Below are 20,204 nucleotides of genomic sequence, written 5' to 3'. Positions count from 1 at the left end.
GTTAGTCTCTTCCCGTAATTCCTTGTATTAAAAAGCCTGAAATTAGCCCTATGGAAAAGGCTATAAACCCAAGCGTAAAGGCGGAAAGTTCCATAGAGCGTGGAATGGGCTTGTCATAAAGTTTTTCTGGCTTAGAAGAAAAGCTCTCCTTCCAAATAGGGTAAATATACATAGCCGCAAGCAAACTTCCCAGAAGGAATATGATACCCTGAAACACGAAGCCTATCTTTATAGAAGCCTTTAGAAGTAGAAACTTGGCAACAAAGCCACCGCTTAGTGGCAGACCTATAAGGGTGGCACCCGAGAAGAAGAGGGCAAAGAAGGTAAAAGGATGACTGTGGGCAAAGCCTGGCATGTAAGAAAGCTCATCCCTCCTAGCCACATATATAGCGTTTCCAGAAGATAAGAACATGCTGGCTTTTGCCAAGGCATGGGAAAGAGCTTGAAGAGCAAAACCCTGAAGGACAATGGTTTTAACCTCAAGGCTTTGGGCTTTGTAGTATATGGGGACCATCAAAAAAAGGTATCCCATCTGTGCAACGGTAGAGTATGCCAAGAGCATCTTTATGGTTCTCTGCCTTATGGCGTAATAGGAGCCAAAAAACACTGCAAGAGCACCAAGCCCACCCAAAACCCAGCTCAGGTATTCAAGGCTCAGGTTGTCTGGAAAAACATCAAGCCAAAGTCTAAGTATCAGGTATGCAGGTGGTTTTACCACAAGCCCAGAGAGGAGGGCACTGGCAGGTGCCACCGTGCTTGAGTGGGCTGGTGGAAGCCAAAAGTGAAAGGGTAAAAGGGCGGACTTTATGGAAAGAGCCAAGACAAGGGGAAAAAGCGTAAAAACAAAAGCCTCAGTTCCAGTAAGCCTCTGGGCAAGTAGGGACATGCTAAGAGTTCCGTAATTGGTGTATAGCATGGCAACGCCAAAGAGGTAGAACATGGAAGCAAACAAAGACAAAAACAGATAGTTCACAGAAGCCTTTATGGCTTTTCTATAGCCTGGAAGGGCAACAAGCACCACCGCAGTAAGGGAAAGCACCTCAAGGGCAACATACAGGTTAAAGAGGTCCTCAGAGAGGAAAAAGGCATTAAGCCCCGTCCAGAGGAAAAAGAAGAAAAACCAGAAAAACCCTTCTTGTCTCTTGTAGCCTTCTTTGAAAAAACCCAGAGAGTATACTCCCACCGCAAAGCTCACCACCCCGCTCATCATAAGGAAAAAGCCCGAAACACCATCTAACTTAAAGCCAATTCCAAGTGGTGCAGGCCAGCCTCCTACCCATTGATAGATGGGTTCATGCATGCTTAAGGTTATGTAAAAGGCATACAAGGAAAGAGTCAGTGAAAGCAGACTGAAAACAACCGCAACAAGAAGCCTTATAGGAGATAGGAGAGAAAGGATAGCACCTATAAGGGGCACTGCCACAAGATAACCAAGGTCAAAGCCAAGCATCATTCTTCCTCTTTTTGTTTACTAAGGTGCAAAAGTAAGGAGACCGCAAGGGCTGTGGCACTTACCGCCACCACTATACCTGTTAACACAAGAGCATGGGGCACGGGGTCTGGGTTTTCGGAGGGGGTATTTCTTGCGGTTGCCACAAAAAAGAGAAAAACGCCAGAGCCTAAGATGTTGACCGCAATTAGTCGCTTAACAAAGTTTAAGGCGGTGATAAAGTAGTAGGTGCTCATGCTTATGAGAAGAAAGGAGAGCAGATAATACAGTTCCTTCATAGTCTACCCCTTATGGCTATGTATAGTAGCATTCCTGTAGAAATACATATGGAAATCTCTATAAGCATTATAGACAAGGTTGAAAGCTCAAGAGGATAGGTAAGAAAGCCATGTCCTACAAGGGCGTATGCAAAGGCAAAGGCTACAAAGACCGCAAGGCTAAGCATGGCGAGGAAAAGGGTAGGGTTCTCTCTTATCGGCAGTTTCTGTCCAGAAAGGCTCAGAAAGGCAAGACCACCTGCCAAGAGAGAGCCACCCTGAAAGGCACCACCCACAGAGAAAGCTCCAAGATAGGTTATATATAGGGAAAAGAGGGCTATTATGGGCAGGAATATTTTAGAAAAACGCCACACCACTATATCGTTCCACTCATAGATTTTTCTCTTTGGCTCAAGGGCTAATATGCCAATTACCGCAAGGGTTATAACACCAACTTCTAAGAGCGTATCGTATCCTCTAAAGTTAAGAAGGACCGCAGTTACAGGGCTTTCCACACCGCTGAGACTAAGTTTTTCAAAAACAAGACCACCTACCCTCTCTTCCTCTCTTACTGTAAACAGGTAAAAGGTGAGAAATACAAACAGCACCAAAGAGCCTGCACCAGCCCAAAGCCTTCTCCATAATTTAGGTTTTATGGCAATATCCCTTACACCCCTTGACAGCTTGAATATGAGAATACTTGTTATGGCGGAACCCAGTATTATCTCCACCATGGCTATGTCTGGTGCGGAAAGCCTAATCCACAAAAGACCACTCATAAAACCAAAAACCACAAAGAAAACTCCGCTTTTTAAAAGGTCCTTACTGTGTAGCGATGCAAAAGCGGACAGGAGCATTAAAAGTCCTATTATTATGTCAAGCATCCCTTTTCCTCTTGCTGTTGGCTATAGCGTATCCCACTATGGAGCTGTAAACTACAACAAATACCCATATTATAACTAACTTTAAAGCCTCTCCCAAGCTACTTACGGAGAACATAACGCCCAAAACCACAAAGCCAAAACCGAGCATATCCGCCTTGGTTAGAGCATGAAGCCTGCTGTAGGAGTCCCTAAGCCTTATAAGTCCCACACTACCTACAAGCAAAAAGAGGCTACCTATCAATATGAGGCTTGTGGAGAGTATCTCAATCAGCATCTCTTAACATTATTATAGCGAAGGCTACACCCACAACTCCCGCAAGGAGAGCAAAACCAAGGGCAAGATTTAAAAGAAAAGCCTGACCTGTAAACTTATACAGGGCAAGTATGAGAGAAGTCCCTCCAGTGCCGAGGAGCAAGGAAGCCAGCATGCTATCTACCACACTTGGCCCCCTAAAGATACGCACAAAGCCAAGGGCTAAGTTAAGTCCGAGCAAAAAGAGTATAAACTCCTTCATGAGAAGACCCTATCCAAAAGTCCTTCAAGCGACCTAACAGATTCCTCGCTGTAGCTTTCCACATCAAGAGTATGGACCAAAACCTGCTTATCCTCTATCACCACACTAAGAGTGCCAGGAGTAAGGTTTATAGTCAGGGCTAAGAGTATTTTGACCCAGAGCTTCTCGCTCTGGAAATTATACACTACAAAGCCAGGGTTTACCCTAAGCTGTGGACTTACTATGCGTCTTGCCACATCTATCCCACCCAGAAGGGCTTGCCAAAGGAACACTCCAAGAAACTCAAAAAGAGCAATAGGATTTATACGAGGAGGGTATAGCCCAAGGGTTATATGCACAAAAAGGGCAGAGCCTACCGCCAAAACTCCAAAAAACACAGACTTTAGGTCGTAGCCCGCTATAGCTATCCAGAGAAGAGAATACAATACTGCAAGAACAAGCATGGGTTATATTATAAGCTATGAGATTATTCTTGGCTTTGTTTTTGAGCCTTTCCCTTTCCCTTGCAAAGGACTTTTGCATAAAAGAGGTGGAAAACCCCTATGCGGAGGTTTACCTAAGCTACGCTTTCAGAAAGAGTCTTGAAAGGGCGGTGTTAGAGTCGGGAAACAGGCTTAGCTGTGGAGATGGGGCTCAGGAAATAAAGCCATATATAGAATTACTAAAGGAAACGCCCATAGCCTTTACTCCTCAACAAAGGGTTAGTGCCTACAACTTAGAGCTAAAGGTTGGTTTAACTGTGGGTGAGGTAAAAAAGGTTTTTTCAACCTCTGTTCCATACTCGCAACCCACAGGAAGTGTAGGTGACCTTCCAAGGAGAGGGGCTCTTCAGGATGCCTTTGGTATAATCTACATAGACATGCTTGAGTTTATAAAAGGACTTGAGGAAAAAAGATGAAGTGTCCAAGATGCGTTGATGTGGAGCTTTTGGAAGTCAACAAGTATGGAGTTTTGGTGGACGTTTGTCCTGCATGCGGTGGCATATGGCTTGATAAAGGCGAGCTCTCCAAGATAATTCAAGCCATACAAAGGGCGGAAAGTGCTCTTGAGGAGGAGCTAAGGGGAATAACAAGAGAGCACCCTGAAATCTATAGAAGATACGAAGAATACAAGCATAAAAAGAAGAAAAAGTCCATCTTTGGTGAGATATTTGATATATTTGACTGATGGAAGACCTCAGGTTTATGAAAAGGGCTTTAGAGCTTGCATATTCGCGTAAGGGTCTTACACATCCTAACCCTACTGTAGGCTGTGTAATAGTAAAGGATGGGCAGATTGTGGGAGAGGGCTATCATGAAATGGCTGGCATGCCTCATGCAGAGGTGGTAGCCCTTGAAAAGGCAGGGGAGAGGGCAAAGGGGGCAACCCTATATGTGACCCTTGAACCTTGCACCCATTATGGTAGGACTCCACCCTGCACGGACGCCATTATAAGGGCAGGGTTAAAAAGGGTGGTGATTGCCACCCTTGACCCAAACCCGCTTGTATCTGGAAAGGGTGTAGAAAGGTTAAGGAAAGCAGGCATAGAGGTGGAGGTGGGACTTCTTGAAGAGGAAGCCAAAAGGCTCAACGAGGACTTTTTTGTTTATATCACTCAGAAAAGACCTTACATAACCTTGAAGTGGGCTCAGAGCATAGATGGGTCTTTGGCACTAAAGACTGGAGAAAGCCAATGGATAACCTCACAGCAGGCAAGAAACTTTGCACACCGCCTTAGGGCAGAGGCAACCGCGGTGCTTGTGGGTATAAACACCCTCTTGAGGGACAATCCAAGACTTACCATAAGAGCCTTTGAGTGGGAAAGACAGCCCATAAGGATAGTGCTTGACCCACAGCTGAAAATTCCAGAGGAGTGCCACCTTGTGGAAGACCACTCCGCTCAAACTCTTGTATTTACCACAAGCGAGAACAAGGAGAAGGTCAAAAGACTTGAAGACAAGGGGGTCAAAGTTATCCTTGCACCAGCCAAAGATAAAAGCCTGGACCTGAGGGAGGTTTTGAGAGAGCTTTACTTTTTAGAGGTGATGCATCTTCTTGTAGAGGGTGGTGCTATTACCTTGACCTCTTTCATAAAAGAAGGTCTTTTTGACCGCCTTTGGGTTTTCTTGGGTCCCATTCTCATAGGTGAAGGCAAAAGGATAGGAGATATAGGGGTGGAGCTTTTGAGGGATGCACCAAGGCTAAAACTTAGGGATGTAAAAACCTTTGGCGATGACGTGGCTTTAGAATATATAAGGTCATGAAAATACTTTTCTTTGGCACTCCCGAGTTTGCCTTGCCATCCTTAAAAGCTCTGCATCAAGAGTTTGAACTTTTGGGAGTGGTTTGCCAACCAGACAAACCTGCAGGCAGAGGTCAAAAGCTCACGTCACCACCTACAAAAGTGCTTGCCAAAGAGCTTGGCATAGAGGTTTTTCAGCCAGAGAAGAAAAGTCATATAATGCCCATAGTGGAAAGGTTAAAGCCAGACTGTATAGTGGTGGTCGCTTATGGCAAAATACTCCCACCGGAAGTCATAAACTACCCAACCTATGGCTGTATAAACCTGCATGCAAGCCTACTTCCAGCCTATAGAGGCTCCGCACCCATTCAAAGAGCTATCATGGCAGGAGAAAAGATAACAGGAAACACGGTCATGCTTATGGATGAAGGAATGGACACAGGAGACATCCTCTCTCAGGAGGAAGAGCCTATCCACTTAGAGGACAACCTAAGGACCCTTTCAGAAAGGCTCTCTCAGAAGGGAGCAAGCCTTTTGGTAAGGACCTTAAGGGAATGGTCTAAGGGTAATATAAAACCCATACTACAAGACCACAGCAAGGCACTTTATGCACCGCCGGTGCAAAAGGAAGAGCTAAGAATATGCTGGAAAGCGGATGCAGAAAGCGTAAGAGACAGAATAAGAGGCTTATACCCAGACTGCTATACCTTGACAGAAAAAGGCGAAAGGATTAAAGTCCTTAGGGTTAAAACCGTGGAAGCTCAAGGAAGCCCGGGAGAGGTTCTTGATAGGAAAAAACTCTTAGTTGCCTGTGGAAAGGATGCGGTTGAGGTGCTTGAGCTTGTATCTCCAAAGGGAAAGGTTATGAGTGGAGAGGAGTTTATGAGGGGGTATAAGGTAGAGAGGTTTTTGTAGAAATGGGTAGGAAAAATTTCAAGGTAGATGTGAACCCAGAGGTTATAAGGTGGGCAAGAGAAAGTGCAGGCTATAAAGCGGAAGAGATAGCAAAAAAACTAAGAATTTCAAAGGATGCCTATATGCAAATAGAAAAGGGTGTAATTTCACCTACGTTTAGACAACTTGAGTTAATGTCAGAATACTTCAAGAGACCACTGTCCGCACTATTACTTTCCAAACCCCCTGATGAGAAGCCTATTACTTCTTCTTTTAGGATATTACCTAAATCTGAGGAAGGTTTTTCAAAAGAGTTTCTCCTTGTCCTTAGGAAGGCAAGATACTATCAATCAATCATAAACGAGCTTATGAAGGAAATGGGAATAGACCCTAAACCTAATGTTAAAAGTTATAGCCTTGAAGATGATCCAAGAAAAACAGCCTTGCAGGAAAGAGAAAGCATAAACATCTCCATACAAGAGCAACTTAGTTGGAAAAATGCTTACGGAGCATTCAATGCTTGGAGAAGGGTTATAGAAGAAAAAAACATAATTGTTATGCAGATGAAATTTCCTATAAAAGAAGCCAGGGGTTTTGTTTTAATGGACAAAGACCCGCCTTTCATAGTTGTGAACACATCAGACAATATACTGGCAAGGATATTTACCCTATTCCACGAATACGCGCATATACTTCTTGGTATAAGTGAGATATACACAGAGGATGTTTTTGTAAACCCAAAAGTAGAAAAGTGGTGCAATGTATTTGCATCGGAGTTTTTACTACCCAAAGATATTTTGACAAGGGAGTTTGAATTAAAGGGAGAAGGTGTGGTTGAAGATATTTCAAAGAAGTTCAAAGTTAGCAAAAAAGCAGTGCTAACTAAGTTATATTTATTAAGGAAAATAGATGAAAGCACTTATCAAACGCGGGTCAAAAAACTTGAAGATACAACTTCTAAAATACCCATAAAACCTCCTTTACATAAAAAAAGATTGCAAGAGGGAGGTGCAAAGTTTTTGTCCTTACTTTTTGAAGCTAAGGAGAAAAATCTTATAACAACACATGACTTGCTTGAGTATTTAGATGTAAACCTTGAGAGCCTATATAAAATCAAAAAAGAACTTCAACATTATTTAATATGAGTAAGGTAGTGTATATAGTAGATACGAGTGCCTTAATTGATTTAAAGGACAAGTATCCAATGGATATATTTGAAGGTTTATGGAAGGAAATAGAAAAGTTATGTAAATTTAGAAGGTTCATCGCACCAGAGGAAGTTAGGAAAGAAATAAGAGATGATGGTTTAATAAAGTGGCTCAGGAAGAGCGATATGCTTTTCATAAGTCCAGACAGCGAGCAGGTAGAGAAAGTAAAAGAGATTTTGAGTAAACACATTTCCTTAGCTAAGGAAGAAGGTAAAGCTAACGCCGATCCATGGTTAATAGCTCTTGCTATAGTTAGAGTAAGGTCTCAATTGTTTAAGGGAAAACATGTAATTCTCACACAAGAATCAAAAACTAAAGCCAATAGGATACCAGCGGTTGCAAAAGAATACGGGATAGAATGTTATGATTTGATTGAACTATTTAGGTCAGAAAGGTGGAAGTTTTAAAATGGGTTAACTCCACTCTCTTCCAAAAACCTCCAAAGGCACATTAGGCTCTGGATTAATATCCTCTGGTGCAGTTATGCCCCTTTTAAACCTTTCCATACCTGCATAGGCTATCATCTGAGCGTTATCGGTAGAAAGCCTCGAATGAGGTATATGAAGTTCAAAGCCAAACCTTTCTGAAAGTTCTGAAAAGCGTCTTCTTAGCTCTGAATTTGCGGACACGCCACCCACTATCACAAGCCTTCTTACACCAGTTTTCTCCATCGCCAAAAGTGCCTTTCTTTCTAAAATGTCCATCACAGCCTTTTGAAAAGAAGCAGAGAGGTCTTCCTTTGAATACTCCTGAGTCTCTACGAGCCTTCTTACCGCAGTCTTTAAACCACTAAAGGACATGTTAAGAGTATCCTCTTCTATCATAGGTCTTGGAAGGTTGTAGATAGGTTTACCCTCCTTGGCAAGCCTGTCAATTATGGGACCACCCGGATATCCAAGTCCCATTAGCTTTGCCACCTTGTCGTAGCTTTCTCCCACCGCATCGTCAAGAGTTCCACCAAGAAAGAGGTATCTGCCAAAGTCTTCCACAAGGTATAGGTCTGTATGCCCTCCAGAGACTATGAGAGCGAGAAAGGGATAGCTTACTGGCTTTTCAAGAAAAACGGAGTATATATGCCCTTCCAGATGGTGGACTGGCACAAGGGGTTTTTCTAAGGCATAAGCCAAAGCCTTGGCAAAGCTCACACCCACTACCAAAGAGAGGATAAGCCCAGGTGTAAGAGTAAAGGAGATAAAGTCTATCTTTTTTAGGTCAAATCCTGTCTCCTTTAGAAGCCTGTCCAAAAGAGGTAAAAGGTTTCTTGTGTGTTCCCTTGCAGAAAGTTCAGGCACTACCCCACCATAAGGGAAATGCACCTTCGCTTGAGAGAGTATTATGTCTCCTACTACTCTTTCTTGGTCGGAGTATATACAAAGTGCGGTCTCATCGCAGGAGGTTTCAACCGCCAGTGTGTGCATAACCCTTATGACCGGATTTGATTATTTCTATAGCCCTCTTTAGCTGTGGGTCAAGCTCTGGTTCAACTATAACGCCAGTTGCACCCTGAAGCCTTCTTTGCCTTATAGCCTCTTGCAGCTTTTCCTCTTGTTCTTCCGAAACTTTTACCTCCACATCTGGCTGTATACCCTTTTTGTCTATTAGCCTTCCTAAGGGTGTGTAATAGTGAGCTACCGTTAGCTTTATCGCTGAGCCATCTTCAAGAGGTATTATGTTTTGCACGGACGCCTTTCCAAAGCTCCTTTCACCTACCAGTATAGCCCTTTTGTGATCTTGCAGTGCACCTGCCACTATTTCTGATGCACTAGCGGAACCTCTGTTTATAAGGACAAGGAGAGGGACATTTTCTGGAAGCACTGGCTTTTTCCTTGAGAAGTATCTCGTTACCTCGCCGTTTTTTGTCTTCGTATAAACCACAAGCTTACCCTCCTTTAGAAAGACCTCAGACACATTTATAGCCTCTGTAAGGAGACCGCCTGGGTCATTTCTGAGGTCAAGCACTATTCCTTTTACACCCTGAGACATAAGATTCCTTACCGCTCTCTCCACTTCCCTACCCGCACCCTCTGTAAACTGAGAGAGCCTTATGTATCCCACATCTTGCACTTTTGTCCATTTGACGCTTTCTACCTTTATGATAGCCCTTTCCAGCTCAACCTTTATGGGTTTGTCTACTCCCTTTCTCATTATCGTTAGAGTTACTTTGGTCCCAGGCTTACCCCTTATCCTTCTTACCACGTCCATCAGGTTCATATTAGAGGTATCTTCACCGTCTATTTCAATAATTGTGTCACCAGACTTTATGCCTGCTCTATAGGCTGGTGTGCCTTCTATGGGTGATATGACTATTGGTCTTCCCTTGTCCATGCCTATCTCTATACCCACACCACCAAACTCTCCTCCTGTTTCCTGTCTGAACTCTCTATACTGTTCTGGAGTAAAGAAGGCAGAAAAAGGGTCAAGGGATTTGAGCATTCCATTGAGTGCTCCGTATATAAGCTCCCTTGTATTGACTTCCCCTACATAATTTTCCTTGACGGTGCGAAACACATCGGTGAACATCCTGAAGTATCTATATTCGTCTTCCTGTCTACTACCCTGAGATGCACCAGCAATTCCCAGCAAAAATCCCACCACGAAGGTTGCAAAAAACATACCAAGGAGCTTAAACCTGCTCATCCTTATTTTTCCTCCGTCTTAATAAATATAGTCTTAGTATCCCTAAGGTAAAAGCCTGCCTCACCTGTTTGAGAGTTCCCTTTGCAGTATGTGTTTGCTGGTATAAGATAGTCTCTTGACAGACCGTCCTTGAAGGAAAGCCTGACCTTCAACTGCGTTCCATCTTGACCAAGAACTTCAATAGCCCTAAGGCTTGAAAAGTTGACCGCATATTCTACTTTTCCTTCCCTGACCCTTAGGTTGTCTCTACCGTTACATACAAGACCTCTAAGGCTGTGCTTTAAGCCATCCTTGTCCTCAAGCTCCACCCTTAGTTTGCTGTCTTTGACTGGCTCCGCCATAGAGAGCAGAAAGGGTATGAGAAATAGCCACCGTCTCATAACTCTAAATTATAACTTCCTCTTCATCCTTGTGAAGTTTGTAAACAAGGCTGTCTGTAAGAGCTATCCAGGAGGCTTCTATTATGTTTTCGGAGACCCCCACAGTCCCCCATTTCCTCTTCCCATCTGTGGACTCTATAAGGACTCTAACCTTTGCATATGTCCCTTCTGACTCGTTTACTATTCTTACCTTGTAGTCTATAAGTTGAACCTCTTTAAGGCTTGGGTAAAACTCCTCAAGTGCCTTCCTAAGGGCTCTATCAAGGGCACTTACTGGTCCATTACCCAGTGCTGCGGTATGTTGTTTTATGTCTTCTATAAAGAGCCTGACCGTTGCTTCGGACACTGGCAAGTTGTCAGTGCTTCTCTTAGCTATTAGAACTCTATAGGCATCAAGGTTGAAGTATTCTCTAACGAGACCAAAGTGCCTTTTGCATAAAAGCTCAAAGGAGGCCTCCGCCGCTTCAAAGTGGTATCCTTCCTTTTCAAGTTCCTTTATCTTTTCAACGAGTTTTAAAAGCTCTGGAGATCGCTCGTCCACCTCAATACCCATCTCTCTGAGTTTGTATAGAATATTGCTCTTACCGGACAGGTCTGAAACTGTTATCTTTCTTCTGTTTCCCACAAGGGCAGGGTCTATGTGTTCGTAAGTGCTTGCATGCTTTAGAACCGCAGAGGCATGCACTCCCGCCTTGTGGGCAAAGGCACTTTCACCCACAAAGGGCATATTCTTTGGAAGTGGCATATTGGATATTTCGGAGATAAAGTTGCTAAGCTCAGTGAGCTTTCTTAAGCTCTCCTCCCGCACCGCAAGAAAACCCATCTTTAGTTGAAGGTTTGGAATTATAGAACAGAGGTTTGCGTTGCCTGTCCTTTCTCCAATACCGTTTATAGTGCCATGCACCTGCCTTACACCTGCCAAAACCGCCATAAGGGAGTTAGCAACTGCGCTTTCAGAATCATTGTGGGTGTGTATGCCTATCTTGGCTGTGGGGAAGGTTTCCTTTACCTTTTTGGTTATCTCGTAAACTTCGTGAGGCAGAGAGCCTCCGTTGGTATCACATAACACAATCCAGTCCGCACCTCCCTCAAGGGCAGACCTTAAAACCTCAAGGGCATACTCTGGATTGTGCTTGTATCCGTCAAAGAAGTGCTCCGCATCAAAGATGACCTCTTCCACATGGTCTTTGAGAAACCTTACAGAGTCGTAGACCATGGAGAGGTTCTCTTCAAGGGTAGTCTTTAAAGCCTCCGTTACGTGAAAATCCCAGCTTTTGCCAAATATGGTTATAACCCTTGCACCAGACTTTATAAGGTTTTCCAACTGCGGGTCTTCTTCTGCTTTCTTTGTAGGTCTTCTGGTAGAGCCAAAAGCCACCACCTTTGCATGCTGAGGCTTGTATTTTCTGAGCCTTTCAAAGAGTATGGTATCCTTGGGGTTTGCACCGGGCCATCCACATTCTATGTAGTCTATACCAAACTCATCCAGCTTCTGAAATATACGCAGTTTATCCTCAAGGGAGAAGTTTACACCCTCCGCCTGAGAGCCATCTCTTAGAGTAGTGTCATAAATGAAAACCTTTTCCATAATATAAAATATATCACCTTCTGACTCTTAGCTTTCGTGGTTGTTCTTTGCTTATTTTTCTAATCTCTTCAAAGCTCAGAGTCAAACTCTCCTCTACAGTGCTAAGCATTCTAAGGCTTTCTTGAAAAGCCCTCTCAAGGTCGTAGGCTTTAAAGTTCCTTATGTAGCCTGGCAAAAGGTGATATTCACCTTTTTGAAGTGCTTCAATAAGCTCCATAGCCTGAGGAGAAAGTCTGAGATTCTCAAAGTCTATTCCTTCAGTCCCAAACCTATATAGACCGGCAAGAAAAACCGCCTCGTGATAGCTAAGCTCTATTTTTTCCCTTTCTCCTTTAACTTCCATCTTGGGAATTCTATCCTGAAGGCTCGTAATAGGAAGTCCAGTTATCCTTGAAACTTCTCTAAGGAGCTCAAACCTCTTAACACCATCTGGTATAAAACCACAAAAGTATAGAAGGTCATCAAAGGCTTGCTTGTCTCCCTTCCTTATTTCCTCAAGCATATACTCTTCTATCGGCAGAGAAGAGCTTAGCATTTCCCTCAGTAGCTTTGGCTCTTTTTTCACAAAGGAGTCTGGGTCTTCTCCTTCTGGAAGGTATACCACTTTCACTTCCATCTTTGCTTTCAGAAGATGTGGGACAGAAGACCTTACTGCCCTCTTGCCTGCCTGGTCTCCATCGTAGAGGAGTATTGCGGTCTTTGCCATCTTAGAGAGCATATAAGCGTGGTCTTCTGTGAGTGCTGTGCCGAGAGGTGCAGTGCAATTTCTTATACCCTCCTGCCAGAGACTCATAAGGTCAAAATAGCCCTCTACGATAATTACCCGCTGGGATTCTTTTATGTAGTCCTTTGCCTCAAAGAGACCAAAAAGGCTTGACCTTTTCTTGAAAACCTCAGATTCTGGAGAGTTCACATATTTAGGGTGACTTCCATCAAGACTTCTGCCTCCAAAGGCTATTACATTGCCCTTTATATCCCTTATGGGAATTATCAACCTGTTTTTGAAGAGGTCTCTGTAGAGGTTTTCGTCAATCTTTATAAGGTTTGAGCTTTTTTCATAAACCTCAAGAAGATCCTCCTCTTTAAGTAGCCTTATCATCTTGTCTGTATTTCCCGCAAAGCCAAGCTGAAACTTGGTTATGGTCTTTGAGTTTATACCTCTACTTTGTAAGTATTGGATAGCTACTTTGCTGTTTTTTAGCTCTTCGTGGTAGAACTCTGCGACCCTTTGAAGGGCAAGCAGGATCTGACTATCCTTCTCCCTCCTTTTAAGGTTTATCTTTATACCATACCTCTTTGCTAATTTCTCAAGGGCTTCCCAGTAGTCTATGTTTTCATACAGGCTCACAAACTTAACCGCATCGCCTCCCACACCACAACCGAAACACTTAAAAATGCCCTTTGAAGGAGATACATAAAAGGATGGTGTATCATCGGGATGAAAGGGACACCTTGCGGTGTAGTTATTGCCAACTCTCTTTAGCTCTATGTAAGAGGATATCACATCCACAATGTCAATCTTTGCAAGAAGGTCCCTGTAAGAGGACATAGGGTTAAATTATATCCTTCCATGCTAAAAAGGATAGCCTTCACCAGAGGCGAGGAGGACATAAAAAAGGATAAGCCTATCTTTGAAAAAGCTGGCTTTCAAGTCTTGGAACTGCCTCTCATTGAAGAAGAACTTCTTGACTTTGAGCCTCCAAAGGAGAGCTTTGACTTTGTAGTCTTTCAGAGCCCAAGGGCGGTAAAGGCATTCCTTTCCAAGTGCAGGCTTAAAGGAGAGAAGATAGTGGTAGTAGGTGAAAAGACTAAAAAGGCAGTAGAGGAGCAGGGCTACAAGGTCTGGGCTATGCCAGAGAACTACTACGGAGAGGAGCTTATAGAGCTCTTTCGTGGTATTAGTGGAAGAGTTCTATTGCCAAAGTCTGCGATAGGAAGGGACGAAGTGATAGAGGGTCTAAAGGCTCTTGGTCTTGAGGTGTATGCTTTGGATGTATACACAATAAAGCCAAAGCTATACCAAAAGGAAGAGCTCGTTGATAAGCTCTCTACTGCGGACGCAGTGGTCTTTGCAAGTCCTTCTGCGGTCAAGGGTCTTCTTGCAAACTTGCAAAAGGAAGAAGCCATAAGCCTTTTAGAACCCATAAAGGTGGTATGCATTGGCAAAACTACAAAGGGTTTCTTTGAAAGGGAAATGGGTCTGAAGTGCCTTGTCCCTGAGAAGCCTTCTATTGAAAGGGTGGTGGAGCTCCTAAGAGGTTTGGCATAGATTTTGCATGTATGTGCGGAGATGAGACAAAAAACTATCTCCAGAGATGTGGAGTTTGAGGGTGTTGGTATACATAGCGGTGAGGTCTCAAGGATAGTTTTCCATCCAGAGGGTGAAAACAGGGGCATAAGGTTTCTTGTAAGAGGGACCTATATACCTGCCAATTACAAATATGTGCAGGGCACAGACCATGCTACTGTGCTTGGAAAGGATGGAGCAAAGGTTAGCACCGTGGAGCACCTTCTTGCGGTTCTTTATATGCTGGGTGTAGACAACCTTACAATTGAGTTCATAAAAGGACAGGAAGTCCCTATACTTGACGGGAGCGGTTATTACTTTTATAAAGCCTTGAAAAACTTAACCCTTGAGCTTGAGGAAGAGGCAAGGTTTTTTGAGATAAAAGAGCCTTTTGAGGTGAGAAACTGTAAGGGATATATACAGGCAAAACCCTACGAAGGCTTTTGTGCGTCATACAGAGGCTATGTAAAAGGCATTCTTGAAGAGGGCATAGCTCAGTACTGTGGAAATGCAAGAGAGGTGGTCTTTGCAAGAACTTTCTGCTACGATAAGGATGTGGAGCTTCTGCTCCAGAATGGACTTGCAAAGGGTGGAAGTCTAAAGAACGCAGTGGTTATAGGTGATGGTTTTGTCTATAACCCAGAGGGCATGAGGTCAAAGGACGAGCCTATAAGGCATAAACTCTTGGATCTTATCGGAGACCTTAGCTTACTGGGCTTTAGGCTAAAGGGTAAAGTTTTCTCCTATCTTGGTGGACATAAGCTAAATTATGAGTTCGTAAAAAGCCTTGCGGAGAGTTCTCTTTCTACGAGCCTTATATCCTCTTCCGTGTCTACTCCGTGATAGTAGTTTTTTGTAAGGATTACCTTTATGTTGTAGCCTGCCTCTAAAAGGCGGAGCTGTTCAAGGTTTTCTAAGGCTTCCAGCGTGCTTTTTTGCATGGTGGTAAACTCCAAAAGGGTTTGCTTTCTGTAAGCGTAAATGCCTACATGTTTTAGCGGATAAGGGTCTGAAGAAGTTTTCATGTATGGTATGGGAGACCTTGAGAAGTATAGGGCGGTGTGGTCTTGACGCAAGACTACCTTTACCGAGTTGGGGTCTTTGTAGGCATGTGGGTCTTTTATGGCGAGGGTAGCCACAGGATGGTCCTCAAGGGCGTGGAAAAGTCTCTGGATGTCTTCCTCGTATACAAAGGGCTCATCACCTTGATAGTTAATTACCCAATCTATCTCTTCGTCTCTTATGGCATAGGCAACTCTGTCGCTTCCAGAGGGTAGGTCAGAGGGTGTAAACTTTACCTCCACAGGAAGGTCTTTTACCACTTCGTAAACCCTCTCGCTGTCTGTAGCCAAGATTACCCTTTCCTTAGTCTTCAAACAGCCCTCCACTACCCATCTTATTAATGGCTTGCCGAGTATAGGAGTGAGAGGCTTTTCCCTTAGTCTTGTGGAGCTAAGTCTTGCGGGTATGACGATAAGTCTTCTCATTGCAGTGATAGGTAAAGGATTATAAGGAGTAATAAAAGGATAAGCATAATAAGAACCATAAGCAGTCTTCTATAGCTGTTTAGCTCCTGTGATAGGGAGGATATTATCTGGTCTTTGTTTCTTGAAACTTGTTCTATGTTTCCTATATATTCTGTCAACTTCTCAACCTTTTCCTTGAGGGAGCTTTTTTCCATTTCAAGTCTGTATATCTTTTCGTGCATTAAGTTATTTTCAAACTTTAGGTTCTCCAGTTCTTTTCTGCATTTTTCAAGTTCCTCCACATACTCTCTGAATTTATCGTATTGTTCTTGCATGCTATGTAGCAAGTGTTCTTCTTCTTAAGGTCCGTAAGTATTCCTCAAGAGCCAATCTCTCCTGCTCCTTGTAGGTCTCTTCCCTTGCCATAAGGTTTTCCCAGTCAATTCTATGGGCATGAAACCAAGGACCCTCCGCACAAGCAAGGGCATATTTGCCATCCACTAAAACTCTACACACAAGACAAAGACCTACCGCATCAAGCATATGGGTGTTAACCATGCTTATGATGGGTGTTTGAGGGAAGAGCTGGGTAAGTTGGTATGAAAGCCTATTGCTCCCTGCGGATACTACAAGGTCTGCCTCAAAGTTTAGTATATCCTCGGAGTGCCTTACCTCGTCAAAAAGTGCTTCATACCTATCCCTTAGATAAAACTCTTCAGATACTACCTGAAGGAAAAGTCTGTTGCCTGCAGATTTTAAAGCCTTCGCCACGTTTAAAATAGGTGCAATACCCCAAGAGTAGGCGTAAAAGGACACCTTTCCGTATTTTTCTACTGGGAAAGGTTTGCCAAGAGGTCCTGCCACATACTGAAAACTCTCCGCCTCCTCCAATATCTCAAGGGTGGACCTACCCACCGCCTTTACAAGACAAGAAAAGCCCTCTTGAAAGGTCTCAAGTATGGCAAGAGGAACTAACTCCGAGAGTTTTGTATGCTGAACCATCACAAACTGCCCTGGCTCCGCCTTAGACACATGGGGTGCATGAACTTTTAAAAGACATGCATCTTCCGAGAGCCTTAACTTTTCTAAGATTTTGTACATATAAAAATTATCTCACAAAAGCCCACCGTAGCCTTGACAAAGTGTAAAGCTTTATTAGAATATTCTTATAAACTTAAGAAAGGAGGTAAAAACATGACTATGGATAGAGCTTTGAGGGCTACTTCTGGTGGAGTGCTTTTGCTTGTGTTTCTAATTGCCATACTTCCGTCAGATATCCACTGGTTTTGGAAAGCCTTTATAGTGTTTATGGCTATAAACCAGATTCAGTCCGCCTTTACAGGCTGGTGTCCAGTAGTGTCTCTCTACAGAAAGCTGGGTATAAAGGAGTGCACCTGTTAGTCGGTTTCTAACTCTATTTCACAGCCCTCTTTTTCTATAAGGAGCTGGCAGGCGAGCCTACGGTTTTCTTCGTATTCTCCTATTCTCCAGAGGGTTTCCTCTTCCTGCTCCGAGGGCTCTGCAAAGCACTCAAGTCCCTTCAAGACGGTGCAAACGCATACACCACATTGACCGTCGGTGCACCCAAACTCCACGCCTGCCTTTTCTATCTCATGGTGATGCTCTCCAAACCTTTCACCCACTGGTATATCAAGCACCTTTCTATTTATCTTTACCTTAGCCATGATAAATATTTTAGCCTCAGGGCTGGTTTGGGGCTTGATTTATCTCAACTATTCTGCAGAACTTTCCAGATAGCCTGCCAACAGGCTTTAGAGAAGCTACTTCAAAGCTTTCCACACCCGCGAAGACCACCCGTCCAAAGATAAGGTCATAGTCAAAGAGCTCTTCGTGTTTTAGTAGCCTGCACTCAAGCCATGCTCGGGCTTTCGCTACCCTTGGTGCTTCTACCTTGTAGGCTTTTGCCTCTTGGAGCTTACAGACCTCAAACTCGCTTATCTCTGGGGGAAAGTCTCTTGAGCTCAGCTCCACTTCCTTTAGAAGATCCTCAGAGACAAAGTTTATAACAAACTCTCTCGTGGCAAGGATATTTCTTGAAGTGTCCTTTCTCTGGTGGTTTTCCCTTTTGCTTATGGATATGAGCACCACAGGGGGCTCATCACACACCGCATTGTAAAAGCTAAAAGGTGCGAGGTTTGGAATACCCTCTGGGCTAAGGGTGGAAACCCACGCCGTGGGTCTTGGGACTACTAAACGGGTAAGAACCTCATAGGGGTCAAAACCTTGGGGCTTTTCCATATCAAAGAGCATCATGTATCATAGTATACGATGAGGCTATTTTCCTTGGATACCTCTTTTTCCTTTATAAACCTCACTCTTATAGAGGATGGTAAGGTGGTTTTGCACCATATGGTGGATGACAATAAAAAGACCCTTCAGCATCTGCCAAGCCTTTTGAAAGAGCTTAAGATAGAGCCAGAGAGTGTGGATGCCTTTGCAGTTTCCTTAGGAGTGGGCTATCTCACTTCCCTTAGGATAGGTATAACCTTTATGAAAACTTTGGCTTATCTGGAAAGAAAGCCTATTGTTGGTTATGAAAATCTTATGATGTTATGTCTTTTTGTGAAAGCTCCAGAGGAAAAAGTGGTTGCTTTGAGAGTTAGCAGTAATGTTTTTTGTAGAAGGTGTGATGGTTCAAAGGTAAGTGAGATATTTACCTTAGATAAAAAGCCAGAAGTTCCTCTTGTGGGTCTTGCGATCCAGTCTATTGGAGATATACAACTTGAGTATTTTCCCTTTTCTCTATATGGTGGTCTCTGGGCTTATAGGAGGCTTTCTGAAGGTTATATGGGCGATGAGCCTATGCTTTTAGAGCCTATTTATCTCAAAGAGCCTGTTTAGAAAGTTGAAAAGTTAATAGTTTTGAGATATAATTATATTCAGCTAAATTCAAGCCGGAGGTAAAAGGTATGAAGATGAAAAAAGCTCTTATGATTGCTACTTTACCCTTTGTGGCATCTTGTGCTGGGATGATGAAAAGTGAGATAGACCATCAGGCTTCTGTAAGAGACCCTATAGAGATAGTCAGCATGGAGAACGTTTTTAACTTTGGAGGACAAAGCGGATGGAGACTGCAAATTAGAAACACTGCAGACAGAGAATGTAGAGCCATATGCGTGGAACATCCTGAGGGTATAAAGTGCACGGAAATCGGTAGCTATCCTGCTCAAACTATAGTCAATATGGATATAGTCATCTCAGATAATGTTGCCCAGCCTGTATTTACAGCTTATTGCTACATAGCGGTAGAATTTAAGAGGAGGCTTTTCTAAACTACTTTTTCTCTGATAGAGTGTAGAGTATATATCCAAAAATAGGCAACGCTATCATAAGCAAGGCGGACAGTCTGTAGTCCTCTCCCGTTATTAACAAGAAAAAGGACCACAGCACAAGACCAAGGCTTGAGGCTATCCTTTCGCTTAAAGAATAGAAGGAAAACCTCACTGCCACATGTGCTCCTGAGAACCTCTCAATTATAAATACCCTTGAAGTGGTCCAAAGATGTGCTAAGGAAAGACCTGCAAAAAACCCAAGGGGCAAAAGAAATTCTTTGGGCGTTATGTAAAGAGAGAGCAAAAAGACGCTCCACAGAAGAAAGCCAATAGGAAAAAGCCTTTTGGCTGAGAGTTTGTCCGTTAACTTTCCAAAAAGGAGACCTCCAAAGACTCCACCAAGTGCGGAAAAGCCGATGGTTTTGTATATATCTCCCTGCGAAAGCCCGTAGACCTCCCTCAAATACACACCCATCATGGCTATCATAGTATGGGCAAGCTCCATAAGAAAGAGCATGGAAGCCATAGTAAGGATAAAGCCCTTGTCTTTGATAAGCTCAAGGAGCTTTATCTCTTGCTTGCCTGCAGGCTCTGAAAGGCTTAGGAGGGAAGGAAGAGAAAGGGAGAAAAATATGAAAGCAACCCACAGAAAAGCCATAGGCAGGCTAAGACTTGGAGCAAGAAATATAAGGGCGGTTGCAGAGCCTACATAACCAAGGGCAACACCAAAGCCAGAGGCAAAACCCTTTGTCTCAAAGGACTTAAGGAGAGAGTTATAAAAAACAAGGGCTTGCTGGTGAAAAACCGCCAAAACAAGATAGAGGAGAAAATTAAGCAAGGGCTTTTCAAAGGAAGCAAAAAGCATAAGACACAGGATAGGGACAGAGAGGCTAAAGAGGGTAAAAAACCTCTTTCTCCAGCCTTTCTTGTCTGCGAGCCTGCCAAGTTGCAGTGCTACAACGAAGGAGAGGAAAAAGGCAAAGCCATAGAAAAAGGAATAAGTTTTAACATCTATGTGCCTTGTTATGTAAAGAGGATATAGGGTGGAAAAGACCAAGGCACCCAGTATGGTCTCTCCCGCATCGTATAGAGCAAAGGAAAAGAGCCTGAGCCTATTAGCCACA

28 protein-coding genes are annotated in these 20,204 nt (G+C 43.5%); 11 read left to right on the top strand and 17 right to left on the bottom strand.

All coding sequences use genetic code 11. The features are described 5' to 3' along the window. Position 1: 1 nt before the first annotated feature. The 6 genes from IAE16_RS04355 to IAE16_RS04330 are packed head-to-tail and all read right to left on the bottom strand — an operon-like array spanning position 2 to position 3,549. Positions 2-1,450 (bottom strand): complex I subunit 5 family protein, encoded by a 1,449-nt coding sequence (locus IAE16_RS04355; RefSeq protein WP_323701506.1) that lies wholly within the window; start codon positions 1,448-1,450, stop codon positions 2-4. Further along, positions 1,450-1,728: a cation:proton antiporter subunit C gene (locus tag IAE16_RS04350; protein WP_323701505.1), complete on the bottom strand. Its 279-nt coding sequence runs from the start codon at positions 1,726-1,728 to the stop codon at positions 1,450-1,452. Before IAE16_RS04350 ends, IAE16_RS04355 begins: the two co-directional genes overlap by 1 nt. Further along, the gene (locus IAE16_RS04345) at positions 1,725-2,591 is read right to left on the bottom strand and encodes a hydrogenase subunit MbhD domain-containing protein (protein WP_323701504.1); all 867 of its coding nucleotides are present in this window, start codon (positions 2,589-2,591) and stop codon (positions 1,725-1,727) included. Before IAE16_RS04345 ends, IAE16_RS04350 begins: the two co-directional genes overlap by 4 nt. Then, complete coding sequence (mnhG, locus tag IAE16_RS04340; RefSeq protein ID WP_323701503.1) at positions 2,584-2,865, bottom strand: monovalent cation/H(+) antiporter subunit G; 282 nt, start codon at positions 2,863-2,865, stop codon at positions 2,584-2,586. The genes IAE16_RS04345 and mnhG overlap by 8 nt, the downstream gene beginning before the upstream one ends. Further along, the gene (locus IAE16_RS04335; RefSeq protein WP_323701502.1) at positions 2,855-3,106 is read right to left on the bottom strand and encodes an MrpF/PhaF family protein; all 252 of its coding nucleotides are present in this window, start codon (positions 3,104-3,106) and stop codon (positions 2,855-2,857) included. The genes mnhG and IAE16_RS04335 overlap by 11 nt, the downstream gene beginning before the upstream one ends. Further along, positions 3,103-3,549, bottom strand: coding sequence for a Na+/H+ antiporter subunit E (locus IAE16_RS04330; protein ID WP_323701501.1), 447 nt, complete (start codon positions 3,547-3,549; stop codon positions 3,103-3,105). Before IAE16_RS04330 ends, IAE16_RS04335 begins: the two co-directional genes overlap by 4 nt. Before the next feature lie 17 nt (positions 3,550-3,566). Here IAE16_RS04330 and IAE16_RS04325 point away from each other — a divergent pair, with 17 nt between their 5' ends. The 6 genes from IAE16_RS04325 to IAE16_RS04300 are packed head-to-tail and all read left to right on the top strand — an operon-like array spanning position 3,567 to position 7,836. Continuing rightward, complete coding sequence (locus IAE16_RS04325; protein ID WP_323701500.1) at positions 3,567-4,004, top strand: hypothetical protein; 438 nt, start codon at positions 3,567-3,569, stop codon at positions 4,002-4,004. Beyond that, the gene (locus IAE16_RS04320) at positions 4,001-4,273 is read left to right on the top strand and encodes a TFIIB-type zinc ribbon-containing protein (protein WP_323701499.1); all 273 of its coding nucleotides are present in this window, start codon (positions 4,001-4,003) and stop codon (positions 4,271-4,273) included. The genes IAE16_RS04325 and IAE16_RS04320 overlap by 4 nt, the downstream gene beginning before the upstream one ends. Beyond that, positions 4,273-5,349 (top strand): bifunctional diaminohydroxyphosphoribosylaminopyrimidine deaminase/5-amino-6-(5-phosphoribosylamino)uracil reductase RibD, encoded by a 1,077-nt coding sequence (gene ribD / locus IAE16_RS04315; protein ID WP_323701498.1) that lies wholly within the window; start codon positions 4,273-4,275, stop codon positions 5,347-5,349. Before IAE16_RS04320 ends, ribD begins: the two co-directional genes overlap by 1 nt. Then, positions 5,346-6,242, top strand: coding sequence for a methionyl-tRNA formyltransferase (gene fmt / locus IAE16_RS04310; protein WP_323701497.1), 897 nt, complete (start codon positions 5,346-5,348; stop codon positions 6,240-6,242). Before ribD ends, fmt begins: the two co-directional genes overlap by 4 nt. Positions 6,243-6,244: 2 nt before the next feature. Continuing rightward, the gene (locus IAE16_RS04305; RefSeq protein WP_323701496.1) at positions 6,245-7,366 is read left to right on the top strand and encodes a helix-turn-helix domain-containing protein; all 1,122 of its coding nucleotides are present in this window, start codon (positions 6,245-6,247) and stop codon (positions 7,364-7,366) included. After that, positions 7,363-7,836, top strand: coding sequence for a DUF4411 family protein (locus tag IAE16_RS04300; RefSeq protein WP_323701495.1), 474 nt, complete (start codon positions 7,363-7,365; stop codon positions 7,834-7,836). Before IAE16_RS04305 ends, IAE16_RS04300 begins: the two co-directional genes overlap by 4 nt. Positions 7,837-7,842: 6 nt before the next feature. On the opposite strand, the gene tsaD is transcribed toward IAE16_RS04300, so the two are convergent. From tsaD to dnaG, 5 genes are read right to left on the bottom strand one after another with little or no spacing between them, the layout of a single operon-like run. Beyond that, entirely contained in the window at positions 7,843-8,847 is a 1,005-nt protein-coding gene (gene tsaD / locus IAE16_RS04295; RefSeq protein ID WP_323701494.1) for a tRNA (adenosine(37)-N6)-threonylcarbamoyltransferase complex transferase subunit TsaD, read from the bottom strand. After that, entirely contained in the window at positions 8,828-10,066 is a 1,239-nt protein-coding gene (locus tag IAE16_RS04290; protein ID WP_323701493.1) for a S41 family peptidase, read from the bottom strand. Before IAE16_RS04290 ends, tsaD begins: the two co-directional genes overlap by 20 nt. Before the next feature lie 2 nt (positions 10,067-10,068). Beyond that, positions 10,069-10,446 (bottom strand): hypothetical protein, encoded by a 378-nt coding sequence (locus IAE16_RS04285; RefSeq protein ID WP_323701492.1) that lies wholly within the window; start codon positions 10,444-10,446, stop codon positions 10,069-10,071. Between the two features lie 4 nt (positions 10,447-10,450). Further along, entirely contained in the window at positions 10,451-12,034 is a 1,584-nt protein-coding gene (gene cimA / locus IAE16_RS04280; protein ID WP_323701491.1) for a citramalate synthase, read from the bottom strand. Positions 12,035-12,047: 13 nt separating this feature from the next. Next, a complete protein-coding gene (dnaG, locus tag IAE16_RS04275) occupies positions 12,048-13,583 on the bottom strand; it encodes a DNA primase (protein ID WP_323701490.1) in 1,536 nt (511 codons plus the stop codon). Positions 13,584-13,604: 21 nt separating this feature from the next. Between dnaG and IAE16_RS04270 the strand changes: the two genes are divergently transcribed. Beyond that, on the top strand, positions 13,605-14,303 hold the full coding sequence (locus IAE16_RS04270) for a uroporphyrinogen-III synthase (RefSeq protein ID WP_323701489.1): 699 nt from the start codon (positions 13,605-13,607) through the stop codon (positions 14,301-14,303). Between the two features lie 21 nt (positions 14,304-14,324). After that, positions 14,325-15,164, top strand: coding sequence for a UDP-3-O-acyl-N-acetylglucosamine deacetylase (gene lpxC, locus IAE16_RS04265; protein ID WP_323701488.1), 840 nt, complete (start codon positions 14,325-14,327; stop codon positions 15,162-15,164). Here lpxC and kdsB read toward each other — a convergent pair. The 3 genes from kdsB to IAE16_RS04250 are packed head-to-tail and all read right to left on the bottom strand — an operon-like array spanning position 15,089 to position 16,888. Beyond that, positions 15,089-15,808, bottom strand: a complete 720-nt coding sequence (gene kdsB / locus IAE16_RS04260) for a 3-deoxy-manno-octulosonate cytidylyltransferase (RefSeq protein WP_323701487.1) — start codon at positions 15,806-15,808, stop codon at positions 15,089-15,091. The two genes, lpxC and kdsB, sit on opposite strands and share 76 nt — an antisense overlap. Continuing rightward, a complete protein-coding gene (locus IAE16_RS04255) occupies positions 15,805-16,134 on the bottom strand; it encodes a hypothetical protein (RefSeq protein ID WP_323701486.1) in 330 nt (109 codons plus the stop codon). Before IAE16_RS04255 ends, kdsB begins: the two co-directional genes overlap by 4 nt. Beyond that, positions 16,124-16,888 carry an iron-sulfur cluster-binding protein gene (locus IAE16_RS04250; RefSeq protein WP_323701485.1) on the bottom strand — a complete coding sequence of 255 codons (765 nt, stop codon included), beginning with the start codon at positions 16,886-16,888 and terminating at the stop codon, positions 16,124-16,126. Before IAE16_RS04250 ends, IAE16_RS04255 begins: the two co-directional genes overlap by 11 nt. Before the next feature lie 99 nt (positions 16,889-16,987). On the opposite strand from IAE16_RS04250, the gene IAE16_RS04245 reads away from it, so the two are divergent. Further along, entirely contained in the window at positions 16,988-17,188 is a 201-nt protein-coding gene (locus IAE16_RS04245) for a YgaP family membrane protein (RefSeq protein WP_323701484.1), read from the top strand. Here IAE16_RS04245 and IAE16_RS04240 read toward each other — a convergent pair. Both IAE16_RS04240 and IAE16_RS04235 read right to left on the bottom strand, forming a co-directional pair. Next, entirely contained in the window at positions 17,185-17,472 is a 288-nt protein-coding gene (locus IAE16_RS04240; protein ID WP_323701483.1) for a 2Fe-2S iron-sulfur cluster-binding protein, read from the bottom strand. The genes IAE16_RS04245 and IAE16_RS04240 overlap by 4 nt on opposite strands. Positions 17,473-17,488: 16 nt before the next feature. Then, entirely contained in the window at positions 17,489-18,061 is a 573-nt protein-coding gene (locus IAE16_RS04235) for a flavin reductase family protein (protein ID WP_323701482.1), read from the bottom strand. Between the two features lie 15 nt (positions 18,062-18,076). Here IAE16_RS04235 and IAE16_RS04230 point away from each other — a divergent pair, with 15 nt between their 5' ends. After that, positions 18,077-18,649 carry a tRNA threonylcarbamoyladenosine biosynthesis protein TsaB gene (locus tag IAE16_RS04230; RefSeq protein WP_323701481.1) on the top strand — a complete coding sequence of 191 codons (573 nt, stop codon included), beginning with the start codon at positions 18,077-18,079 and terminating at the stop codon, positions 18,647-18,649. Positions 18,650-18,717: 68 nt separating this feature from the next. After that, complete coding sequence (locus tag IAE16_RS04225) at positions 18,718-19,080, top strand: hypothetical protein (RefSeq protein WP_323701480.1); 363 nt, start codon at positions 18,718-18,720, stop codon at positions 19,078-19,080. A 1-nt stretch (position 19,081) separates the two neighbouring features. Here IAE16_RS04225 and IAE16_RS04220 read toward each other — a convergent pair whose 3' ends face one another. Then, positions 19,082-20,203 carry an MFS transporter gene (locus IAE16_RS04220; protein WP_323701479.1) on the bottom strand — a complete coding sequence of 374 codons (1,122 nt, stop codon included), beginning with the start codon at positions 20,201-20,203 and terminating at the stop codon, positions 19,082-19,084. Position 20,204 lies beyond the last annotated feature (1 nt).

Origin of the sequence: Hydrogenobacter sp. T-2, from assembly GCF_033971325.1 — a bacterium.
In the GTDB taxonomy this organism is placed as follows: domain Bacteria; phylum Aquificota; class Aquificia; order Aquificales; family Aquificaceae; genus Pampinifervens; species Pampinifervens diazotrophicum.
Note: the sequence above shows the minus strand (reverse complement) of the source record. Positions and strands in the feature narration are given on the sequence as shown.